The organism is Shewanella carassii (assembly GCF_002777975.1).
Taxonomy (GTDB): Bacteria; Pseudomonadota; Gammaproteobacteria; order Enterobacterales; family Shewanellaceae; genus Shewanella; species Shewanella carassii.
The window spans coordinates 1-18,529 of sequence record NZ_NGVS01000004.1 but is presented as its reverse complement, the minus strand read 5'-3'; the positions used below and the strand labels follow the sequence as shown (position 1 = coordinate 18,529).

Below are 18,529 nucleotides of genomic sequence, written 5' to 3'. Positions count from 1 at the left end.
ATCATTTTGCAGACACGGCTCGGCTACTTCAGTTTAACTCTAGCTGGCTTTCCTGTGGTCGGAGAAGCAAAAAAACCGCCCTGAGGCGGTTTTTTTAATGATAGCGGATGCTTACCCTATGCGAGACGGTTTTGGATCTGCTCGAGAATACCACTGGCATCCAGCTTGAGCTCAGTCAGTATCTCTTCCGGTGAGCCGTGTTTGATAAATTCATCCGGCAGACCAATTTGCAGCACAGGCTTACAGATCCCCTGGCTGGCCAGATACTCGAGCACGCCACTGCCCGCACCGCCCATGATGGCGTTTTCTTCCACTGTTACCAGCAAGTCATGATTGGCGGCCAGTTCCTTGATCAAATCTTCATCCAAGGGTTTAACAAAGCGCATATCGGCAACTGTGGCATCCAGGCTTTCGGCAGCTTCCAGGCTGGCAGCTAGGGTAGTGCCGAAGTTGAGAATGGCTATCTGTTTGCCTTGACGTCTGACAAGGCCTTTACCTATCGCCATCGCCGTCATCTCTTCAACCTGCTCGGCGCCGGTCGCACTGCCGCGAGGGTAGCGCACTGCGCTTGGGCCCTTATCGTAGCAGTAGCCGGTGTAAAGCATCTGCCGACACTCGTTTTCATCGGATGGCGCCATTATCACCATGTTGGGTACGCAGCGCAGGTAGCTGAGATCGAAGGCGCCCTGATGGGTAGGGCCATCGGCGCCCACAATGCCGCCGCGGTCAATGGCAAACAGTACTGGCAGGCGCTGCAATGCCACATCGTGGATCAACTGATCATAGCCGCGCTGCAGGAAGGTGGAGTAAATGGCCACGACCGGCTTATAGCCTTCACAGGCAAAGCCAGCGCCTAAGGTGACTGCATGTTGCTCGGCGATGGCGGCATCGAAGTATTGTTCGGGGAATCTTTGGGAGAACTCCACCATGCCAGAGCCTTCGCGCATGGCCGGGGTGATCCCCAGTACCTTGTCATCCTTGGCGGCGATGTCGCACAGCCATTTGCCAAACACTTGGGAAAAACTGGGTTTCCCCGGCTTGGTGGCCGGTTTGCAAAACTGCGAAGGGTCAAACTTGGGCACCGCATGCCAGCCGATGGGATCTTTCTCCGCTGGCTCATAACCTTTGCCTTTCTTGGTCATGATATGCAGCACTTGTGGCCCCTTAAGGCTGCGCATGTTACGCAGGGTTTCCACCAGAGCATCCACATCATGGCCATCGATAGGGCCTATGTAGTTGAATCCCAGCTCTTCAAACAGAGTTCCCGGCACCACCATGCCTTTAAGGTGTTCCTCGGTGCGGCGCGCCATCTCTTTGATGACGGGCATGCCCTTGAGTACCTTCTTGCCGCCTTCACGTATCGTGGTGTAGAAGCGGCCGGACATCAGTTGTGCCAGGTGGTTGTTGAGGGCGCCGACGTTTTCCGAGATGGACATCTCGTTGTCGTTGAGCACCATCAGCATGTCTTTGTGCAGATCGCCAGCGTGGTTCATGGCTTCAAACACCATGCCGCCCGTCATGGCGCCATCGCCTATCACGGCCACCACTTTACGGCCGGCTTGTTCTTTATCGGCGGCGACCGCCATAGCCAGTGCGGCGGAAATCGAGGTGCCGGAGTGGCCGACACTGAAGGTGTCGTATTCACTCTCTTCCCGCCAGGGAAAGGGATGCAGGCCGCCTTTTTGGCGGATGGAAGGCATTCGTTCGCGACGACCGGTTAGGATCTTATGCGGGTAGGCTTGATGACCCACATCCCAGACCAGGCGGTCAAACGGGGTGTTATAGACATAATGTAGCGCCACGGTCAGTTCGACCGTGCCTAAGCCGGATGCAAAGTGACCGCTAGACATGCCCACAGATTTTAATAAAAACGCCCTGAGTTCGTCGGCCAACTGAGGAAGCAGACTCTGTGGAAGTTGACGCAACTCTTCCGGGGTATTGGCCTGTGCCAGCACAGGAAATTGAGTGATATCCAGACTCATAACGAGATACTTTGTCTCTTTTTATACTCTTCGCTCAACGATATAGCGGGCGAATTCGGCAATTAACTGGCTATTGTATGGCAATTTGGCCAGCGCTGATAGTGCATCTTCCAGCAGTTTTTGGGCTGTGGCCTTAGCGCCATCGAGCCCTAATAATCGTGGGTAAGTACTCTTATTGGCATCGAGATCCGACCCCTGGGGCTTACCCAGCTCTTCCGTGCTGCCTATGATATCGAGAATGTCATCCTGTACTTGGAATGCCAGACCTATGGCATCGGCATATTCCAGCAGTGCCAACCTTTCATTATCATCGATATCGGCGGCAATGACCGCAAACTCGACGGCGCAGCGGATCAGGGCTCCCGTCTTTAATCTGTGCAGGGCGGTGAGCTGCTCAAGCGAGATCTCTTTGTCTGTGGCATTGAGATCTTGCGCCTGACCACCGCACATTCCTTGGTAGCCGGAGGCCTTGGCCAGCGCTTGTACCAAGCGCAAGTGTTGGCGGTCACTGAGACCTTCAATGTCGTTGCTGATAAGCTCAAAGGCCAAGGTTTGCAAGGCATCACCGGCCAAAATGGCGGTGGCCTCGTCAAAGGCGATATGTACAGTCGGTTGACCACGGCGCAGGGCATCGTCATCCATGGCTGGCAGATCGTCATGGATCAGCGAGTAAGCATGGATACACTCAATCGCCGCGGCGCAGTTGTCGAGACGTTTCAGCGGAACACCGAGCATTTCACCTACGGAGTAGACCAAAAACGGTCGAATACGTTTACCGCCCAGCAGGGCTCCATGTCGCATAGCTGCCTTGAGCCTGGTGTCTGTATCATCCAAGGCATCCAAAACGGCATTGATATGTTGGTTGACTCTTTGTTGGTAGTGAGAGATAGCTTGGGTTAACACTTACTCACCCTCAACATCAAATGGACTTAATGGCGCCTGCGGATCTTGGGCCAATAGAATGGCAACTTTTTGTTGCGCTTGTTCGAGTTTAGCCTGGCTGCTGCGCACCAGGCCTATACCGCGTTCGAACTGTTTGAGTGCATCGTCCAGCGACACTTCACCGCGTTCCAGCTCGGCAACTATGCGTTCCAGCTCGTTGAGTGATTCTTCAAAACTCAGATTTTCGGGTTTTTTAGCCACATTGGTTTCCTTGGTGCACCTTGATTGCCGGTCCTTTCCTGCGACCTGATTTTCATGGTGCGGGAGTTCAAAAAAGAGGCGCTTGGCAGCAGGTGTCTTGGCATTGTACTCAGCGTGACACAAGGTATATCAGGGCGCGATGAGGGTCAAATTGAAGCGCCCGTTATTTGCTCAATAGCACGCTTTGTTGCTGCTTTTTTTGGGGAAAAATTAAAATCTTCCTAAACTTGCCTAAGCCCTGTCCGATAACTCAAAATAGAAACTGTTGAAAATAATCATATTCATCTCCTGCGAATAGCCAAGATCCTATATCACCCTTTGGGACGGATCGGCTTGTATGGAGTAGAGATCCCGGCCACACTGTGTCGGGTCTGCTTGAGAGGTGAGGAGCCACTGTGGATTTAGCAACCCTTATAGGACTGATAGGAGCGTTTGCTTTTATTATCATGGCAATGGTCAGTAGTGGCGGCATTGCTATTTTTATTGACGTGCCATCAGTACTTATTGTGTTCGTGGGCTCATTGTTTGTGGTGATGATGAAGTTCAACCTCAAACAGTTTTTGGGTGCGGTTAAGATTGCTGTCAAGGCGTTCATGTTCAAATTGGACAAGCCCGAAGAGTTGATTGAGCAGTCGGTCACCATGGCTGATGCCGCCCGGAAGGGGGGCTTTCTGGCGCTGGAAGAGGCGCAAATTTCCAATAGTTTTATGCAAAAAGCGGTCGACATGCTGGTGGACGGTCACGATGGCGATGTGGTGCGTGAGGCGCTGGAGAAAGATATTCAACTGACCGAAGAGCGCCATAAGGCGGGGATCAGTATTTTCCGGGCTTTTGGTGATGTGGCGCCGGCCATGGGGATGATAGGTACCCTGATAGGTTTGGTGGCCATGCTGTCCAACATGGATGACCCCAAGTCTATCGGTCCGGCGATGGCGGTGGCCTTGTTGACCACCTTGTATGGGGCGATACTCGCTAACATGGTGGCGATCCCTATTGCTGATAAGTTGGCGCTGCGGATGAATGAAGAGATGCTCAACCGCAACCTGATAATGGACGCGGTACTGGCGATTCAGGATGGTCAGAATCCTAGAGTGATTGAGGGCTTCCTCAAGAATTACCTGTCTGAGAAGCAGCGTAAGATAGATACAACGGACGGGGAGTAGCACTATGGCCAAAAAGCCAAAGTGTGATTGTCCGCCACCCGGCGCACCACTGTGGTTGGCGACTTTTGCCGATCTGATGTCATTGTTGATGTGTTTCTTCGTGTTGCTGCTGGCTTTTTCTGAAATGGACGTAATGAAGTTCAAACAGATAGCCGGCTCGATGAAATACGCCTTCGGGGTGCAGAACAAGGTCGAAGTGAAAGATATTCCCAAAGGTACCTCTGTGATTGCACTGGAGTTTCGTCCCGGACGCCCGGACCCCACTCCGATTGAGATCATCAACCAGCAAACCAATGAGATGACCCAGCAGATCCTTGAGTATCAGGAAGGGGATGACGATAGCGCCGGCGGCGTGCAGCAGCAAAGGGGCGAACAACGGGGCGGCGAGGCTTCAGCTACGGCGCAGGAGCAGGCCGAGGATCAGAAGACCCAGGCGCAGCAAGCGGCTCAGGAGCAGATTAACGAGCAGGTCAAGAAGATGGCCGAGGCGCTCAATAAAGAGATAGTGGACGGCGCTATTGAAATCGAGTCTCTGGGACAGCAGATTATCATCCGTATTCGGGAGAAGGGCGCCTTTGCCTCAGGTTCGGGTTTCCTGCAGCCCAGATTCAAACCGGTAGTGCAGGCGGTGGGCGAGCTACTCAAGGATGTGCCCGGGATCATTACAGTCTCCGGACATACCGATGATATGACGATAAGTAATGAGCTTTACAGCTCCAATTGGGACCTGTCCAGCCAGCGAGCGGTGGCCGTGGCGCATGAATTGATTAAAGTGCCCGGTTTCGATGCCAGCAGAATGAAAGTGGTAGGCATGGCCTCGACTGAGCCTCTGGTGCCCAATAATTCGCCTGAGAATCGCGCCCGTAACCGCAGGGTGGAGATCGCTATCGAGCAGGGCAAGCCCAAAGAGTCTGACGAGATTGAAGTCGATCCCAATCTTTAATGACTTTGGTATAGAAAAAGCAGCCTGAAAACGGCTGCTTTTTTTATGCTTCTGTAAGCTGGACTCGGCTTTGGAGTGGCAAATCTCTGTGCCAGTTAGCGGGTCTTTGTTATAATCCCACGATTGCTGTTTGAAATTTTTTTCCTCGGGATCCCCATGAAGTTTATCGTAAAGCTGTATCCAGAAATCATGATGAAGAGCAAACCGGTAAGAATGCGTTTTACCAAGATGCTCGAGTCCAATATCCGCAATGTGCTCAAGAAAGTGGATGAAGACGCTGCCGTTACCCGCCAGTGGGATCGGATTATGGTGCAGGTTCCCAAAGACAAACCCCATCTAAAACAAGTTTTTGCCGAACGTTTGGCCTGTATTCCCGGAATATCCACCATCAGTCAGGTCAATGAATACAGTTTTGAAACCGTTGATGATATCTACCAACAGGCACTCAAGGTGTATGCCGATGAACTGGCGGGTAAGACCTTCTGTGTCCGCGCCAAGCGCAGTGGCAAGCACGACTTCAGTTCGCAGGATGTTGAGCGTTACGTAGGTGGTGGCCTTAACCAGTTTACCGAAGCGGCAGGTGTGCGCCTCAAAAACCCGGATATGACTATTCATTTGGAGATCAACAACGATAAGCTCTACCTGGTAGAGAGAAAGATCCCTGGCCTTGGTGGGTTCCCGATTGCCACTCAGGAAGATGTGCTGTCCCTGATCTCCGGCGGTTTTGACTCCGGGGTGTCCAGTTTCCAATTTATCAAGAAGGGTTCCCGTACCCACTACTGCTTCTTCAACCTGGGCGGTGCCCAGCACGAAATCGGGGTTAAGCAGGTGGCACACCATTTGTGGAAGACCTATGGCGAGTCGCATAAAGTTAAGTTTGTGACCGTTCCTTTTGAGCCCGTAGTGGCCGAAATTCTCGAGCGCATAGACAACGGCTTGATGGGTGTCATACTCAAGCGGATGATGATGCGCGCCGCCGCCAGAGTGGCAGAGCGTATGGGAATTCAGGCGCTGGTCACAGGCGAGAGCTTGGGGCAAGTATCCAGCCAAACCCTGACCAACCTCAATGTGATTGACCGTTGTGTCGATACCCTGATCCTCAGACCTTTGATCACCATGGACAAGCAGGACATCATCAACGAGAGCCGCAAGATAGGTACAGAAGACTTTGCCAAGTCTATGCCTGAATACTGCGGTGTGATTTCACAAAAACCCACAGTCAAGGCAGTGTTGTCCAAGGTTGAGGCCGAGGAAACCAAGTTTTCCGAAGATCTGCTGGACCGGATTATTGCCGATGCCGTGGTTATGGATATTCGGGAGATAGCAACCGACATGGATACTAAAGTAACGGAAACCGAAACCGTCGCCAGTGTCGGCCAAGGCGAAGTGGTGCTGGATATCAGGGCGCCGGAAGAGGAAGAGAGCAAGCCGCTGCAACTTGAGGGCGCCGAGATAGTTCATATCCCGTTCTTCAAGCTGGCCAGTGCCTTTGCAGAGCTTGATAGCAGTAAGACCTATTTGCTCTACTGTGAACGGGGCGTCATGAGTAAACTACAGGCACTCTACCTTCAGGAGCAAGGGCACGGTAACGTCAAGGTTTATCGCCCCTGATAAACAAAAAGCCGCATCTTTCGATGCGGCTTTTTGCTGCTGACGTTCAGCGAAATCCTTTGGGGCTCAGTTAAGCTGAGCCTCTAACTTGCTGGCTGCAGCATCTTCTGCCAACAGCAGTGTCGGCTCGTCCAACGCCTGGGTTCTGAGCTCTTCGCTGTTGGCGGCAATGTTACGGCTCAGCTCTTGCTCAAGCAGTTTAAAGTCTATCTGCACAGCTGGTGCTTCGACAGCAACTCTTGGTAGAGGGCGAGCTTGCGTTGGCGCAGAAAGGCTCTCCGCGGCTACTGCGCTGCTACTCATGCCGAGCAGCAGGAGCACAAAAGCGGATTTAAAGTTCAACATGGGATGCCTCCGGGTGAGAACGGGCACTGAGTGCCAGTGTCAGACCTTCCCTTCGACTGCTCAGAGATTGTCTGAATATTCAACTTTCGGCGTGAAATTTAATCAAAATCGCTGGCTTTAACAAACGATAAAATGTAACAATCTGGATTAGAAAAACTAATTAAAAAATGAGAAGTGGATCACTATGTCAAAACGACTTCCTCCGCTGAATGCGGTTAAGGCGTTCGAGGCAGCAGCAAGGCATTTGAGCTTTACCCGCGCCGCCGAAGAACTGTTCGTTACCCAGGCCGCAGTGAGTCATCAGATCAAGGCGCTGGAAGACTTTCTGGGATTAAAATTATTTCGCCGAAAGAACCGCTCGCTGCTGCTGACCGAAGAAGGGCAAAGCTACTTCCTCGATATCAAGGATATTTTTACTCAACTGTCGGATGCCACCGACAGGCTGTTGGCCCGTAGCGCCGTGGGTTCCTTGACTGTCAGCATGTCGCCCAGCTTTGCCATTCAGTGGCTGGTGCCGCGTCTGGCGAAATTCAGCGAGAAGAATCCCGATATCGATGTGCGGATCAAGGCGGTGGATGCCGATTTCAGTTCCCTGTCAGACGATGTGGATGTGGCAATTTACTATGGTCAGGGTAACTGGCCCGGGCTCAGGGCCGACAAACTGCGCAACGAAGTGTTGATCCCCGTCTGCTCGCCAATGCTGCTCAACGGCCCCAAGCCATTGGAAAAGCCCGCCGATCTTAAATATCATACCCTGCTGCACGATATGAGCCGTCATGACTGGCAGGCCTGGTTCCGCCAATGCGGCGTAACGGATGTCAATGTGAACCAGGGGCCGATATTCAGCCACTCATCTCTGGTACTGCAGGCGGCGGCCCATGGCCAGGGGGTAGCTCTGGGCTACAGCGTGCTCGCCCGCCCCGACATCAAGGCCGGGCGTTTGGTCTGTCCGTTCCAGGAGGTTCTGGTCAGCAAAGATGCCTATTATCTGGTGTGCCAGCAAAAGCATGCCGAGTTAGGTAAAATTGTCGCGTTCCGCGAATGGATGCTGGATATGTTTGCCGAGGAGTCACGTAGTGAATTGTTGCCGGGATAAGTCGGTAACACGTTTCTCTGCATATACAGGAAGGCACTACAAAGAAGTGAAAGCTTGCAGTTTATAGGGAACTTTGATGGAACTGGCTTATATAAACGAAAACACTGAAGAGAGTGATGCCATGTTTAGTTGCTCTGATAACAGAGGGCACCTGTACGAAGACATGGACTACATTCCAGTGAGCGCATTGAGTGCGGTTATTTGGGAGGATGAAGACAGTTATTCAGAAGCTGTTTTCGATATCACAAATTCAGGGGATTTAAGCGTTACCAAACCTATAGCAGACGTTTTTATGAGCTTTGACCCATATGGCGTCGCTTTTTTACCCAATAAATTACAGTGCATGGATGGTCTGTCGACTCAGCAGCGATATATTATCGCGATAAATAACGAGTTGGATGTATTGGATCAAGAAAAGTCAAATATTGAATCTTTTGTTGAACATTACGATCCCAAAGAACATGGTTATGATGTGCCTCTTGAAGAGAGAGAGTCGTTTCATTCCGTTCTAGTTCAAAAATTATATCTGGACCGGGAAAAACTCGAAACCTACCCTATGAACCGCAGGCATATTTTTAGGGTTAAAGGCACCAACAGCTTTTTCTTTTCTTCAGAAATATATGATGAATTGTATATTGTCGCTCGACAGGGGTTAGCTTGTGGACTGACCGCTTTTAAGTTTGATGTCGATGATGAAGCACCAAGGAGATAATAGTAAGTGAAAGATGAATACTCGATACTCACTAAACAAAATATGGATACTTTCCCATTCCAACAAACACCTGCACCAGTAGGTGCTGCAGCACCGGATCTGTTATTGGAAATGACCTTTTCTCCAAAGCTGTTCATTATTGGTGATATAGCATCCAAACTGGAGCCATTGGTGCAGCATGGTGTTGAATGGCTGGATGCTCGTGTTGACAATTCGCCAAGTCAACCTTCGGATGAACAACTCGAGGTATATGACAACTATCGAATGCCTTATATCCAGCAGACGTACAGATTGACGGATAAAGAAAAGCAATTTGGTAAGTTGAATTGGTTAGATACTGATTCGACAGAGTTCGATTTTTCTAAACTGGAAAATATTCCTGTGGAACAAAGGTTAATATTTAAACTGGAAGAGGACTTTGGCTTGGTGTTTATTCATCAAAGTGTGATTGATTTATTGAAAGAACATGTAAAAACGGTATGGGTAAGAGATATATAATTACCGCTTGGTCGTTTTTTAACGCTATTTTTTAATAAATTGATTTGTCAGGAAAGTACGGTATTTAATATTGTGGTTTATTCGAATCCAAGCATGAAAATTATTGTATCTTCGAACAGGGCTGATGATGAATTTGAATACTAACTGGCTGCTGGATAAAGGTAAGGACAGTGACACTCTGGTGTTATTCGCCCACGGCGCCGGTGCCGATATGCACAGCGACTTTATGGCGGATTATGCCGCGCTGTTGGCCGCCAGCGGCCCGAGCGTGCTGAGGTTTAACTTTCCTTACATGGTCAAGCGCGGCGAGGATGGCAAGCGGCGCCCGCCGGACCGGGCTCCGGTGTTGTTGCAGTCCTTCGAGCAGACCTTGGCAGCAGCGGTTGCCGAGTTTGCGCCCAAGCGACTATTTTTGATGGGCAAATCCATGGGCGGGCGGATGGCGGCCATCTTGGCGGCCAATGATAAACTGGCGATGACCCCCAGCGGCGTTATCTGTCTTGGTTATCCGTTTTTGCCGCCGAAGAAAACCGAGCCCAGACTTGAGCCCTTGTGGGAGTGTGCCTCGCCTCTGCTTATTTTGCAGGGCGAGCGCGACAGCTTCGGCAAGCGCGAGCAGTTGGCCTCCTGGGCGCTGCCCGAGCAGGCCAAAGTACGCTTTATTACCGACGGAGATCATAGTTTTGTGCCGCGCAAGTCGTCCGGAACGGATCTTAAGGCTAACCTGCAGGATGCCGTGAAAGAATCACTTTTATTTATCGGGAGTTAGTTATGCGTAAGGGGTTATTGTTACTGGCGGCCATCAGTGGTTTCTTTGCCGTTGCTCTGGGAGCTTTTGGCGCCCATGGACTCAAGACCATTGCACCTGCCGAGTTGATCGCCATATTCAACCTGGGGGTGGAATATCAGTTCTATCACACCTTTGGTTTGATAACCCTGGCCTTTGCCGGTCACTGGTTCAAGTCGCGTCTGATTGACTGGGCGGCGGGGCTGTTTATCGCCGGGATCTTTATGTTCTCCGGCTCGCTGTATCTGTATGCTCTGACAGGCACCAAGTGGTTGGGCATGGTAACCCCTCTCGGCGGCAGCTGCTTCCTGGTGGGCTGGCTATTATTGGCGGCAGCGGTATGGCGCCACCGCATGGACGAAACCGGGCTCTGAGGCTGGTTTAATAGAGCCATTGTTTGCTTAAAACTGTCACCTGAAGAGATAGCCCTCTAGAGAGATAGCTATTTAAAGAGATGGCTATTTAAAGAGATAGTCCGCAGGTATGCTCAGGTAAACACCCGCCCAAGTGGCGGGTGTTCTATTCCCAATTGCCGAAGGGCAGGGGGAATGGGCCGGTCTGTGCTGCAGGCCAAGCTCTATTTAGTCTGAGCTTTCTTGCAATCCTCGCATGCTCGGCTTTCATTCTCACCGAGTCAGGCAACTCCTGCGCGCAATGCTATGGTATACTCGCGCCTTCGCCAGTTGCCGGAGGCTTTCCGGTAAGATTCACTGTTTGGAAATACCAATGAACAACCTGTTTCTGTTTTGTCGTGCCGGCTACGAAAAAGAGTGCGCGGCCGAGATCCAAAATCGGGCGGCACTGCTCAATGTCGGTGGTTTCGTCAAGGCCAATAACAACGATGCCTATGTGATCTTTCAATGTTTTGCCGAAGGGGAAGCCGACACCCTGGCACAGGAACTGGCGCTGGACTCATTGATCTTTGCCCGGCAGATGTTTGTCTGCGGCGATCTGCTCAGCGACCTGCCTCCGGAAGACAGGGTAGGGCCAATTACCGCCGCGCTTGAAGATGTTAGCAAGGGCGGTGAACTCAGGGTCGAAACCCCGGATACCAACGAAGCCAAAGAGCTGCTGACCTTCTGCCGCAAGTTTACCGTGCCGCTGCGTCAGTCGCTGAAACAGAGTGGTACTCTGCTGGCCAAGGAAAACCCCAAGCGGCCGATAATCCATGTGTGCTTTGTGGCACCGGGCAAGGCGTTTGCCGGTTATTCCTACAGCCATAACTCGTCACCGTTTTTTATGGGGATCCCCAGACTTAAGTTTCCCGCCGATGCGCCCAGCCGCTCGACTTTGAAACTGGATGAGGCCTTTAATCACTTTATTCCCGAGCCGCAGCGGGAGGAACGTTTACGCAGCGGTCTCAACGCCGTAGATCTCGGCGCCTGTCCCGGCGGCTGGACCTATCAGTTGGTGCGTCGCGGCATGTTTGTATCGGCCGTCGACAACGGCCCCATGGATGCAGGTTTGATGGAAACCGGCCAGGTGGCTCACTTCCAGGCCGATGGTTTCCGTTTTGAGCCCAAGCGCAAGAACATCTATTGGCTGGTGTGTGACATGGTGGAAAAGCCGGCCAGGGTGGCCGAGCTGATGGAAGCCTGGGCCATCAATGGCTGGTTCAAAGAGGCTATCTTTAACCTGAAACTGCCGATGAAGAGCCGTTACAAAGAGGTGAGCACCATATTGGAAAATATGCAGGCCATTCTCAAAGAAAACGGCATCACAGAGTTTAAGCTGGCTTGTAAACATCTCTACCACGACAGGGATGAAGTGACAGTGCACCTGTGGCTGCGACCCAACTCTCCCTGGTGAGTTGGGGAAGGTGCGAACAAGTCCCATGTGTGCTCTGCGTCGGCTTATGGGCTTGGATGCAAGGCGTGGTTCGCACCTTCCTTGCCCCAAGCTGGCCTTGATGCTTTTCAGCTCAAGGCCATATGCTGTAGCACGGCATCCGGAATGTCATACTGGCCGCAAACCCACTCAAGATTGCCGTCGACAAAGCCGAGTAGCTCCCGGGTCAACATCAGGTTATAGACGGCATCGGCCACCACCCTAACGTATTCGGCTTTCTTTCTCGGTGACAGGTGATGGTGGCGCTGATAATCCTGCAATGCCTGCTCCAGTGTCTTGCCGGCAACGCCCAGGGAACCGGCTTGCTCCCGCATCAATTCCTGCTCTAACAGACTCTGCTGTTGCTGCTTTAGTTCACTCAGTTTTGAGGCTGACACCCGCTGCTCCTCTGGCTGCTTCTCCTGTTTTTAAGTGTGTGCCCCGGATAATGGATCAACAAGTCGATGTCGGCGAAATGTTCGCTGGCGCACAAAAATCTGCTCTCAAATGACCATGTAACTCTTATTCGGGGCGTTTGCAGCCATTTAAGCTTGGCAAATATTGAGTTGTATCACGCAACTAAAAAACTTTTAAGGTGTAATCTGCCGCGGTTCCTGTTACTAAATAAGTTCTGTTTCTTGATATGAGTCTGCGGATAGAAGTAATGCAGTTTTCCAAGTTTGGCGACAAGTTTAACCGTTATACAGGTATCACCCAGTTGATGGATGATCTCAACGAAGGGCTACGCACTCCGGGGGCGATTATGCTGGGGGGCGGTAACCCGGCGGCCATTCCCTCCATGCTGGACTATTTTACCGAGCTTAGTGCCGATATGTTGGCCAAGGGCGAGTTGCTCGCGGCCATGACCAACTATGATGGCCCGCAGGGAAAAGATGCCTTTCTCAGCGCTTTGGCCAAGCTGCTTAACGATACCTACGGTTGGTCGCTGACCAAAAACAATATCAGTCTCACCAACGGCAGCCAGAGCTCGTTTTTCGCGCTGTTCAACCTGTTTGCCGGTACCACTGCCGAGGGGCAAAAACGCAAGATCTTACTGCCGCTGGCCCCTGAGTATATCGGCTACAGTGATGCCGGTCTGGAAGATGAACTGTTTCGTACCTTCAAGCCGGAAATTACCAAGCTGGATGGCGGCTTGTTCAAATATCACATCGACTTTGAAAGGCTTAAAGTCGATGCCGATATCGGCGCCATTTGTGTTTCGCGGCCGACCAACCCCACGGGCAATGTGCTGACCGATGAAGAGGTTGATAAGCTGGATAAGCTGGCAAGAGCGCATGGGATCCCGCTGATCCTCGACTGCGCCTATGGTTCACCTTTCCCCAATATTCTGTTTGAGGATGTGACTCCTTTCTGGAACGACAACACAGTGTTGTGCATGAGTCTCTCCAAGCTGGGGCTGCCGGGGCTGCGCTGCGGCATAGTGATAGCCAACCAAGCCATCACCCAGGCGCTGACCAATATCAACGGTATTATCTCACTGGCACCGGGCAGCATGGGCCCGGCGATGGCGACAGAGATGATAGCCCGTGGTGATATGCTGCGGCTCGGTAATGAAGTGGTGCGGCCTTTCTATCTGCAGCGGGCGCAGCAAACCGTGGCCATGTTGCAACAGGCTCTGCCGGACCCCAGGTTCAGAATTCATAAACCCGAGGGCGCGATTTTCCTCTGGCTCTGGTTTGAAGGCCTGCCCATCAGTGCCATGGAACTTTATCGACGCCTGAAAGCCAGGGGCGTGTTGGTGGTGCCCGGAGAGTACTTCTTCTTCGGACTGGCCGAAGAGTGGCCACACGCCGGTGAGTGTATTCGGATGAATTATGTGCAACAACCCGAGTTGATGCGCCGCGGCATTGAAATCATCGCCGAAGAAGTTAATAAGGCTTGGGCGCAGCTTGGTTGAAACCAAGGCTACTATCGCAGAGTTGCTTGCTGTGAGTTTCAAGCAACTCTGCTGTAGCGTTATGAATCGCCACTAGTTTTCCAGACACCTTTTAGTTAGATAAACTCGCTAATTGTCAGAAGCTGTTTAGCTGAACCCCCGAGGCTCCAAGATATTTCTCTCCAATCGAACTTTGTTCGACCTCCATCGTGTCTGAAATTCGGGGGAAAGGTACCTTTCGCGACCTCAAAAGTCCCCAATACGGCATGGGACTCAGACAAAGCCGCAGTCGTTGTCCACGCCGTTATGATGTGTTGTTGCTGATAGCTTTGTTGGCAGAAATCCTGCTTTGGTGCATCGGTCTGGCAGCCAGGCATCTGGGATGGCAGCGGAGGTTTCAAGCCAATACGATACGTGACAGAAACGTGCTATCTGTGCTCAGGCTCGGCAAAGAAGTGAGACGACGTCCGGAATACTCAATCAAAGAATCGCATTTTCGCTGGGCTTGGGGTGAATTTCTTAAACTGGTTAACACCTCTGGGAGGCCCGAATTATGAGGGGATCATCCAGCGCCGCATTAAGGTGTGAGCAACGCTACAACTAAGACTAAACCGTTGCGCCTTAAACACGAAACCCAACGATGGAATGAAAAATTCCAAGCGTTGGGAATCACTCTTAAATGCTTTGTTAGTTTTTGTTACTTATTCTTAAGTATTGATACCAACCATTTATTCAAAGATTCTCTAAGGTGATTGCTGTCCTTGTATATGACAACTTGACCTTGAGAAACATCAAAAGTTATATCTTTTGAGTTTTGCGCAATAATGATTACTTCTTTACCTAAAGCATGAGCTATTCCGAGCTCGTAAAAAACATTTGGGTTACGACCGGATATGTTTGCAACTACAAGCTCAGCGCTAGCCATTTCTTTAATGATATGTCCGAGTACGTTATGAGTAACTTTTACATCATCTCCACGATTACACTGATACCCATGGTCTACAAAAAAATCACGTACTGTTTGGTAGTCATCATCAAACCTAGAGTTAAAAGGAGTCAAAACAAATACTGAATTTGGCCGAGTCTCAACACCAGATAAATTTATGCCGAGTTGACTAAGGACACCATTTTTCGAAGTGTTACCGTCTAAAACAAGATGATTGACTGACTCGAATCTTTTCTTTGATGACTGTATTTCTTGGGTTAATTCAGAAATTCGAACTTCAATATCTTGACGATATCTATCACTCTTATACTCATATTTTTCTTTCATCTCCAAATATTGACGCATCAATGCTTTTACGCATACAACTGAAAAAGCCAATATTAGGAATGCCGGAAAGCTAGATATTAAAGACTCTGAGAATATTTGAACGATTTCCATTTAGCTCACCGTATGTTTCATAAAATCAATTGAAGTATCTAGCATCACGTATGCAACACCAAGGGAAAGCAACACATACCAGAACACAGGCCCCTCAAGGCTTGTAGCTTTATTTGCTTCACAATAGTTGTACGCTCCGATTGAAGCTCCCAAGACAATCAAGAATACCAGTCCAACAATCTGTAAACCAAACGCCATAGTCGGCTCGCTCGCAGAACTAACTGCAGCAGCAAAAACAAAAGAGCAAGCGATAACCTTAATCTCTGCAGGCAAAGCCACAACACACTGACAAAAGTCAATCTTATCAGGTCGGTTGTTCACAAAACATTTAAAAGTGAAATTCGTAACCAATAGAGCTAACGGAAAAAACCAAGCTCCTTCATTAATTAACCAACTGCTAATACCAGCTAGGAAAGACGGAACATCTTCTATCACAACTGCTTACCTTAAAATTTTTTCGGTATTCTATATGAAGCTCAGCAAGTTAGCCAAGTGTGTCGATTAAGAAAACTAGACATAATGATTCCCTGTGCAGGTGTCGGCCTCCGTGTTTTCTCGTGGATTAGTTAAACCAGAGCCACACTGTTTGTTGATCCAATAGGCAAACAATCACTGGAGGCCGACATGTCTAAAGCTAACACACTTTTTATTAAACAAAATGGAGACACCCATAATTTTTATTGTCAAAATGGAGACACCCATAATTTTTGGCAGATTGTTGGCTCCTTGTCTAGGCTTGAATGGAGCCTTTGAAAAGGAAAGGATGCCATGCCGAGGCCAAGATATGCTCAAGTCAGTCTTGAGGACACTCCCTTCTATCACTGCATCTCCCGCTGTGTCCGTCGCGCCTTTCTATGTGGCGTTGATGACTATTCGGGCAAGAGCTATGAACATCGCCGCGATTGGGTTGAATCCCGTCTATTGGAACTGGCGGCAGTCTTTTCCATTGACTTGTGTGCCTATGCAGTCATGTCCAATCATCTGCATTTGGTGCTCAGAGTTGACTTGAAAACCGCCACTGAATGGACATTGGAGCAGGTTTTACAGCGTTGGCATCTGCTTTACAGTGGAACCCTGTTATCCCAGCGTTTTCTGCGCGGTGAAACACTTTCTGATATTGAATATCTCACCCTGCAACAAACCACTGAAGTCTATCGCCAACGTTTGATGGATATCAGTTGGTTTATGCGTGCGCTCAATGAACCTATTGCCAGACAGGCCAATCGGGAAGACGGATGCAGCGGTCGCTTCTGGGAAGGCCGCTTCAAATCCCAGGCGCTATTGGATGATGCAGCCATATTGGCCTGCATGGCTTATGTTGACTTGAACCCTATTCGCGCGGGAATAGCCAAAACCCCGGAAGACTCAGACTATACCAGTATTCAACGATGGATACGGGCCGCGATGCAGGGCGAAAACACACCTGAGCTGTTACCCTTTGTCGGCAATGAACGGCTGAACATGCCACAAGGATTGCACTTTGAAGCCAAAGATTATCTGCAACTGGTCGATGATACCGGACGCATTATCCGCCACGACAAGCGCGGCCACATTACTGCCGGCACAACAACCATTTTGAATCGTTTAAACATCCCTATCGACAACTGGCTCAAGTTAACGACTGATTTTAGCCGTCTATTCAAAGGGCCAGTGGGTACACTGGAGTCACTTACCGACTACTGTATTCACCTACAACGACGACGAAGACAAGGAGCCGCTAATTGTCAGAAGTTGTTTAGCTGAATCCCCGAGGCTCCAAGATATTTCTCTCCAATCGAACTTTATTCGACCTCCATCGTGTCTGAAATTCGACTTTTTCGCTCATTTCAATAATTGAATGGCCCTCAAAAGGTTTGAAAGATGATTTTCTGCCAGTGAAAACATCAGTGTTTCTGTAATCCAGGCAACTAGAGCCTTCACTCAGCAAATAATGGGTGTCTTTGGTATTTGGCCTCCAATTCAAACAGTAACGATTCTACCCAACCACGGCGGTGGTCATAATTCTTGCCCGAGTAGGCATCATCACCACATAGAAAGGCACGTCTCACCACGCGGCTGCAACAGTGGTAGTAGGGCGTATCTTCAAGGCTAATTTGAGTTCGGCGAGGGCGCGGCATTGTAACCTCCTTGTTAAATGCTTAAACAAAGCATAGTCAGAGGCTAACTACCGCGCCATTAACGTTGGGTGTCCATATTTTCTCCATATTTTCTCGCCCACAAGAAGGCACGCCGCACCACGCGGCTGCAACAATGGTAGTAAGGCGTATCTTCAAGGCTGATTTGAGTTCGGCGAGGGCGCGGCATAATAACCTCCTTGTTAAATGCTTAAACAAAGCATAGTCGGAAGCTAACTACCGCGCCATTAATGCTGGGTGTCCATTTTTACTCTGCCCTAACGACTAGCGTAACTGGCGCATTTGCAAGGAGCGGAGCGACTGAAAAATGCGTCCATGTTTACGCGCTTGTTAGAGTTTATTTGATTTTCCCTCTAAATATGCGGCCATCATTAAAGCAGAGCTAATGTAATGAGAAACAGCTTCATTTGTAAATTCCGCATCAGCGACATGAACTGCTTCGTTACGCAGCACCCTTAACTGTTCAAAAATAGCAATTTGTCTTTCGTTAAGTAGCTCACCTTTGATAAGGTAATCTCGCAACCTCATAGGGCCTGGCATTGATTTAAAATCACTAATACCCTTCTTTCTTACTACATCAACTGCTGCCGACTCAACTTGCAGCCATGCTTCAAGGATTGCAGACCTAGGTGCTAATTCTGCAATTGAATTCAAGCGATCCTTTACTTGGTCTACTGGTTGCCCAGAAATAGCAACCGTATCTGGAACTCTCGGGATGGCTTCTTTTGTTTCTTTATCAACAGCCTTGAGAGATTCGCCAAACTCCATTTCAAGGTCTTTGTATTTTAGTTTCTTTATATATTTTGCAATGGTCGGCAAATCATTTCTAAGAAGATAAAAAAGAAATGCAATTGACGCTGGCCATACTAGCGAATCAATTATTTTTGATATAAATGTCAACCAATCCATTATCTATCCTTGAACTCTAACAGCTGTATAGTGCGCATGCGCGTTTTAGTCCTCGGAGGAGTGTAAACGCGCATCGCTATCTGTTTGTATTAGCTGG

The 18,529-nt window shown here is 49.9% G+C and carries 19 protein-coding genes and 2 pseudogenes; 12 read left to right on the top strand and 9 right to left on the bottom strand.

All coding sequences use genetic code 11. The features are described from left to right. Nucleotides 1-116 precede the first annotated feature (116 nt). Genes dxs through xseB form a run of 3 tightly spaced genes read right to left on the bottom strand, consistent with a single transcriptional unit; the run spans nt 117 to nt 3,125 of the window. Entirely contained in the window at nt 117-1,982 is a 1,866-nt protein-coding gene (dxs, locus tag CBE72_RS00895; RefSeq protein WP_100141910.1) for a 1-deoxy-D-xylulose-5-phosphate synthase, read from the bottom strand. A gap of 21 nt (nt 1,983-2,003) precedes the next feature. Continuing rightward, complete coding sequence (ispA, locus tag CBE72_RS00890; protein ID WP_100141909.1) at nt 2,004-2,885, bottom strand: (2E,6E)-farnesyl diphosphate synthase; 882 nt, start codon at nt 2,883-2,885, stop codon at nt 2,004-2,006. Then, entirely contained in the window at nt 2,886-3,125 is a 240-nt protein-coding gene (xseB, locus tag CBE72_RS00885) for an exodeoxyribonuclease VII small subunit (RefSeq protein ID WP_025012016.1), read from the bottom strand. A gap of 395 nt (nt 3,126-3,520) precedes the next feature. Between xseB and pomA the strand changes: the two genes are divergently transcribed. The 3 genes from pomA (at nt 3,521) to thiI (ending at nt 6,842) form a co-directional block, all read left to right on the top strand. Next, complete coding sequence (gene pomA / locus CBE72_RS00880; RefSeq protein ID WP_100141908.1) at nt 3,521-4,288, top strand: flagellar motor protein PomA; 768 nt, start codon at nt 3,521-3,523, stop codon at nt 4,286-4,288. A 4-nt stretch (nt 4,289-4,292) separates the two neighbouring features. Then, nucleotides 4,293-5,231, top strand: coding sequence for a flagellar motor protein MotB (locus CBE72_RS00875; protein WP_100141907.1), 939 nt, complete (start codon nt 4,293-4,295; stop codon nt 5,229-5,231). 156 nt (nt 5,232-5,387) lie between these two features. Further along, nucleotides 5,388-6,842, top strand: coding sequence for a tRNA uracil 4-sulfurtransferase ThiI (gene thiI, locus CBE72_RS00870; RefSeq protein WP_100141906.1), 1,455 nt, complete (start codon nt 5,388-5,390; stop codon nt 6,840-6,842). A 66-nt stretch (nt 6,843-6,908) separates the two neighbouring features. On the opposite strand, the gene CBE72_RS00865 is transcribed toward thiI, so the two are convergent. After that, the gene (locus tag CBE72_RS00865; protein ID WP_100141905.1) at nt 6,909-7,187 is read right to left on the bottom strand and encodes a hypothetical protein; all 279 of its coding nucleotides are present in this window, start codon (nt 7,185-7,187) and stop codon (nt 6,909-6,911) included. A 184-nt stretch (nt 7,188-7,371) separates the two neighbouring features. Between CBE72_RS00865 and CBE72_RS00860 the strand changes: the two genes are divergently transcribed. The 6 genes from CBE72_RS00860 (at nt 7,372) to rlmM (ending at nt 12,089) form a co-directional block, all read left to right on the top strand. After that, the gene (locus CBE72_RS00860) at nt 7,372-8,283 is read left to right on the top strand and encodes a transcriptional regulator GcvA (protein WP_100141904.1); all 912 of its coding nucleotides are present in this window, start codon (nt 7,372-7,374) and stop codon (nt 8,281-8,283) included. A gap of 76 nt (nt 8,284-8,359) precedes the next feature. Then, the gene (locus tag CBE72_RS00855) at nt 8,360-8,995 is read left to right on the top strand and encodes an imm11 family protein (protein ID WP_100141903.1); all 636 of its coding nucleotides are present in this window, start codon (nt 8,360-8,362) and stop codon (nt 8,993-8,995) included. Nucleotides 8,996-9,001: 6 nt separating this feature from the next. Beyond that, the gene (locus CBE72_RS00850; RefSeq protein ID WP_071476301.1) at nt 9,002-9,493 is read left to right on the top strand and encodes a hypothetical protein; all 492 of its coding nucleotides are present in this window, start codon (nt 9,002-9,004) and stop codon (nt 9,491-9,493) included. Nucleotides 9,494-9,620: 127 nt separating this feature from the next. After that, the gene (locus CBE72_RS00845; protein WP_229671897.1) at nt 9,621-10,262 is read left to right on the top strand and encodes an alpha/beta fold hydrolase; all 642 of its coding nucleotides are present in this window, start codon (nt 9,621-9,623) and stop codon (nt 10,260-10,262) included. A gap of 2 nt (nt 10,263-10,264) precedes the next feature. Next, a complete protein-coding gene (locus CBE72_RS00840) occupies nt 10,265-10,654 on the top strand; it encodes a DUF423 domain-containing protein (protein WP_025887273.1) in 390 nt (129 codons plus the stop codon). Nucleotides 10,655-11,006: 352 nt separating this feature from the next. Then, nucleotides 11,007-12,089 carry a 23S rRNA (cytidine(2498)-2'-O)-methyltransferase RlmM gene (gene rlmM, locus CBE72_RS00835; RefSeq protein ID WP_100141901.1) on the top strand — a complete coding sequence of 361 codons (1,083 nt, stop codon included), beginning with the start codon at nt 11,007-11,009 and terminating at the stop codon, nt 12,087-12,089. 107 nt (nt 12,090-12,196) lie between these two features. On the opposite strand, the gene CBE72_RS00830 is transcribed toward rlmM, so the two are convergent. Further along, the gene (locus CBE72_RS00830) at nt 12,197-12,505 is read right to left on the bottom strand and encodes a hypothetical protein (RefSeq protein ID WP_044734878.1); all 309 of its coding nucleotides are present in this window, start codon (nt 12,503-12,505) and stop codon (nt 12,197-12,199) included. Between the two features lie 266 nt (nt 12,506-12,771). On the opposite strand from CBE72_RS00830, the gene CBE72_RS00825 reads away from it, so the two are divergent. Together CBE72_RS00825 and CBE72_RS00820 are read left to right on the top strand one after the other, a co-directional pair. Beyond that, entirely contained in the window at nt 12,772-14,025 is a 1,254-nt protein-coding gene (locus tag CBE72_RS00825) for a valine--pyruvate transaminase (RefSeq protein WP_044734877.1), read from the top strand. Nucleotides 14,026-14,171: 146 nt separating this feature from the next. Next, a pseudogene (locus tag CBE72_RS00820) lies at nt 14,172-14,561 on the top strand (IS4 family transposase); the annotation flags it as partial. Between the two features lie 140 nt (nt 14,562-14,701). Here CBE72_RS00820 and CBE72_RS00815 read toward each other — a convergent pair. Further along, nucleotides 14,702-15,388 carry a hypothetical protein gene (locus tag CBE72_RS00815; protein WP_100141900.1) on the bottom strand — a complete coding sequence of 229 codons (687 nt, stop codon included), beginning with the start codon at nt 15,386-15,388 and terminating at the stop codon, nt 14,702-14,704. Beyond that, nucleotides 15,389-15,823, bottom strand: a complete 435-nt coding sequence (locus CBE72_RS00810; RefSeq protein WP_062855275.1) for a hypothetical protein — start codon at nt 15,821-15,823, stop codon at nt 15,389-15,391. A 333-nt stretch (nt 15,824-16,156) separates the two neighbouring features. On the opposite strand from CBE72_RS00810, the gene CBE72_RS00805 reads away from it, so the two are divergent. Next, nucleotides 16,157-17,131, top strand: coding sequence for a transposase (locus CBE72_RS00805; RefSeq protein WP_100141899.1), 975 nt, complete (start codon nt 16,157-16,159; stop codon nt 17,129-17,131). Between the two features lie 200 nt (nt 17,132-17,331). Here CBE72_RS00805 and CBE72_RS00800 read toward each other — a convergent pair. Together CBE72_RS00800 and CBE72_RS00795 are read right to left on the bottom strand one after the other, a co-directional pair. Further along, nucleotides 17,332-17,505: pseudogene (locus tag CBE72_RS00800) on the bottom strand (transposase); the annotation flags it as partial. 348 nt (nt 17,506-17,853) lie between these two features. Next, complete coding sequence (locus tag CBE72_RS00795) at nt 17,854-18,432, bottom strand: hypothetical protein (RefSeq protein ID WP_100141897.1); 579 nt, start codon at nt 18,430-18,432, stop codon at nt 17,854-17,856. Nucleotides 18,433-18,529 lie beyond the last annotated feature (97 nt).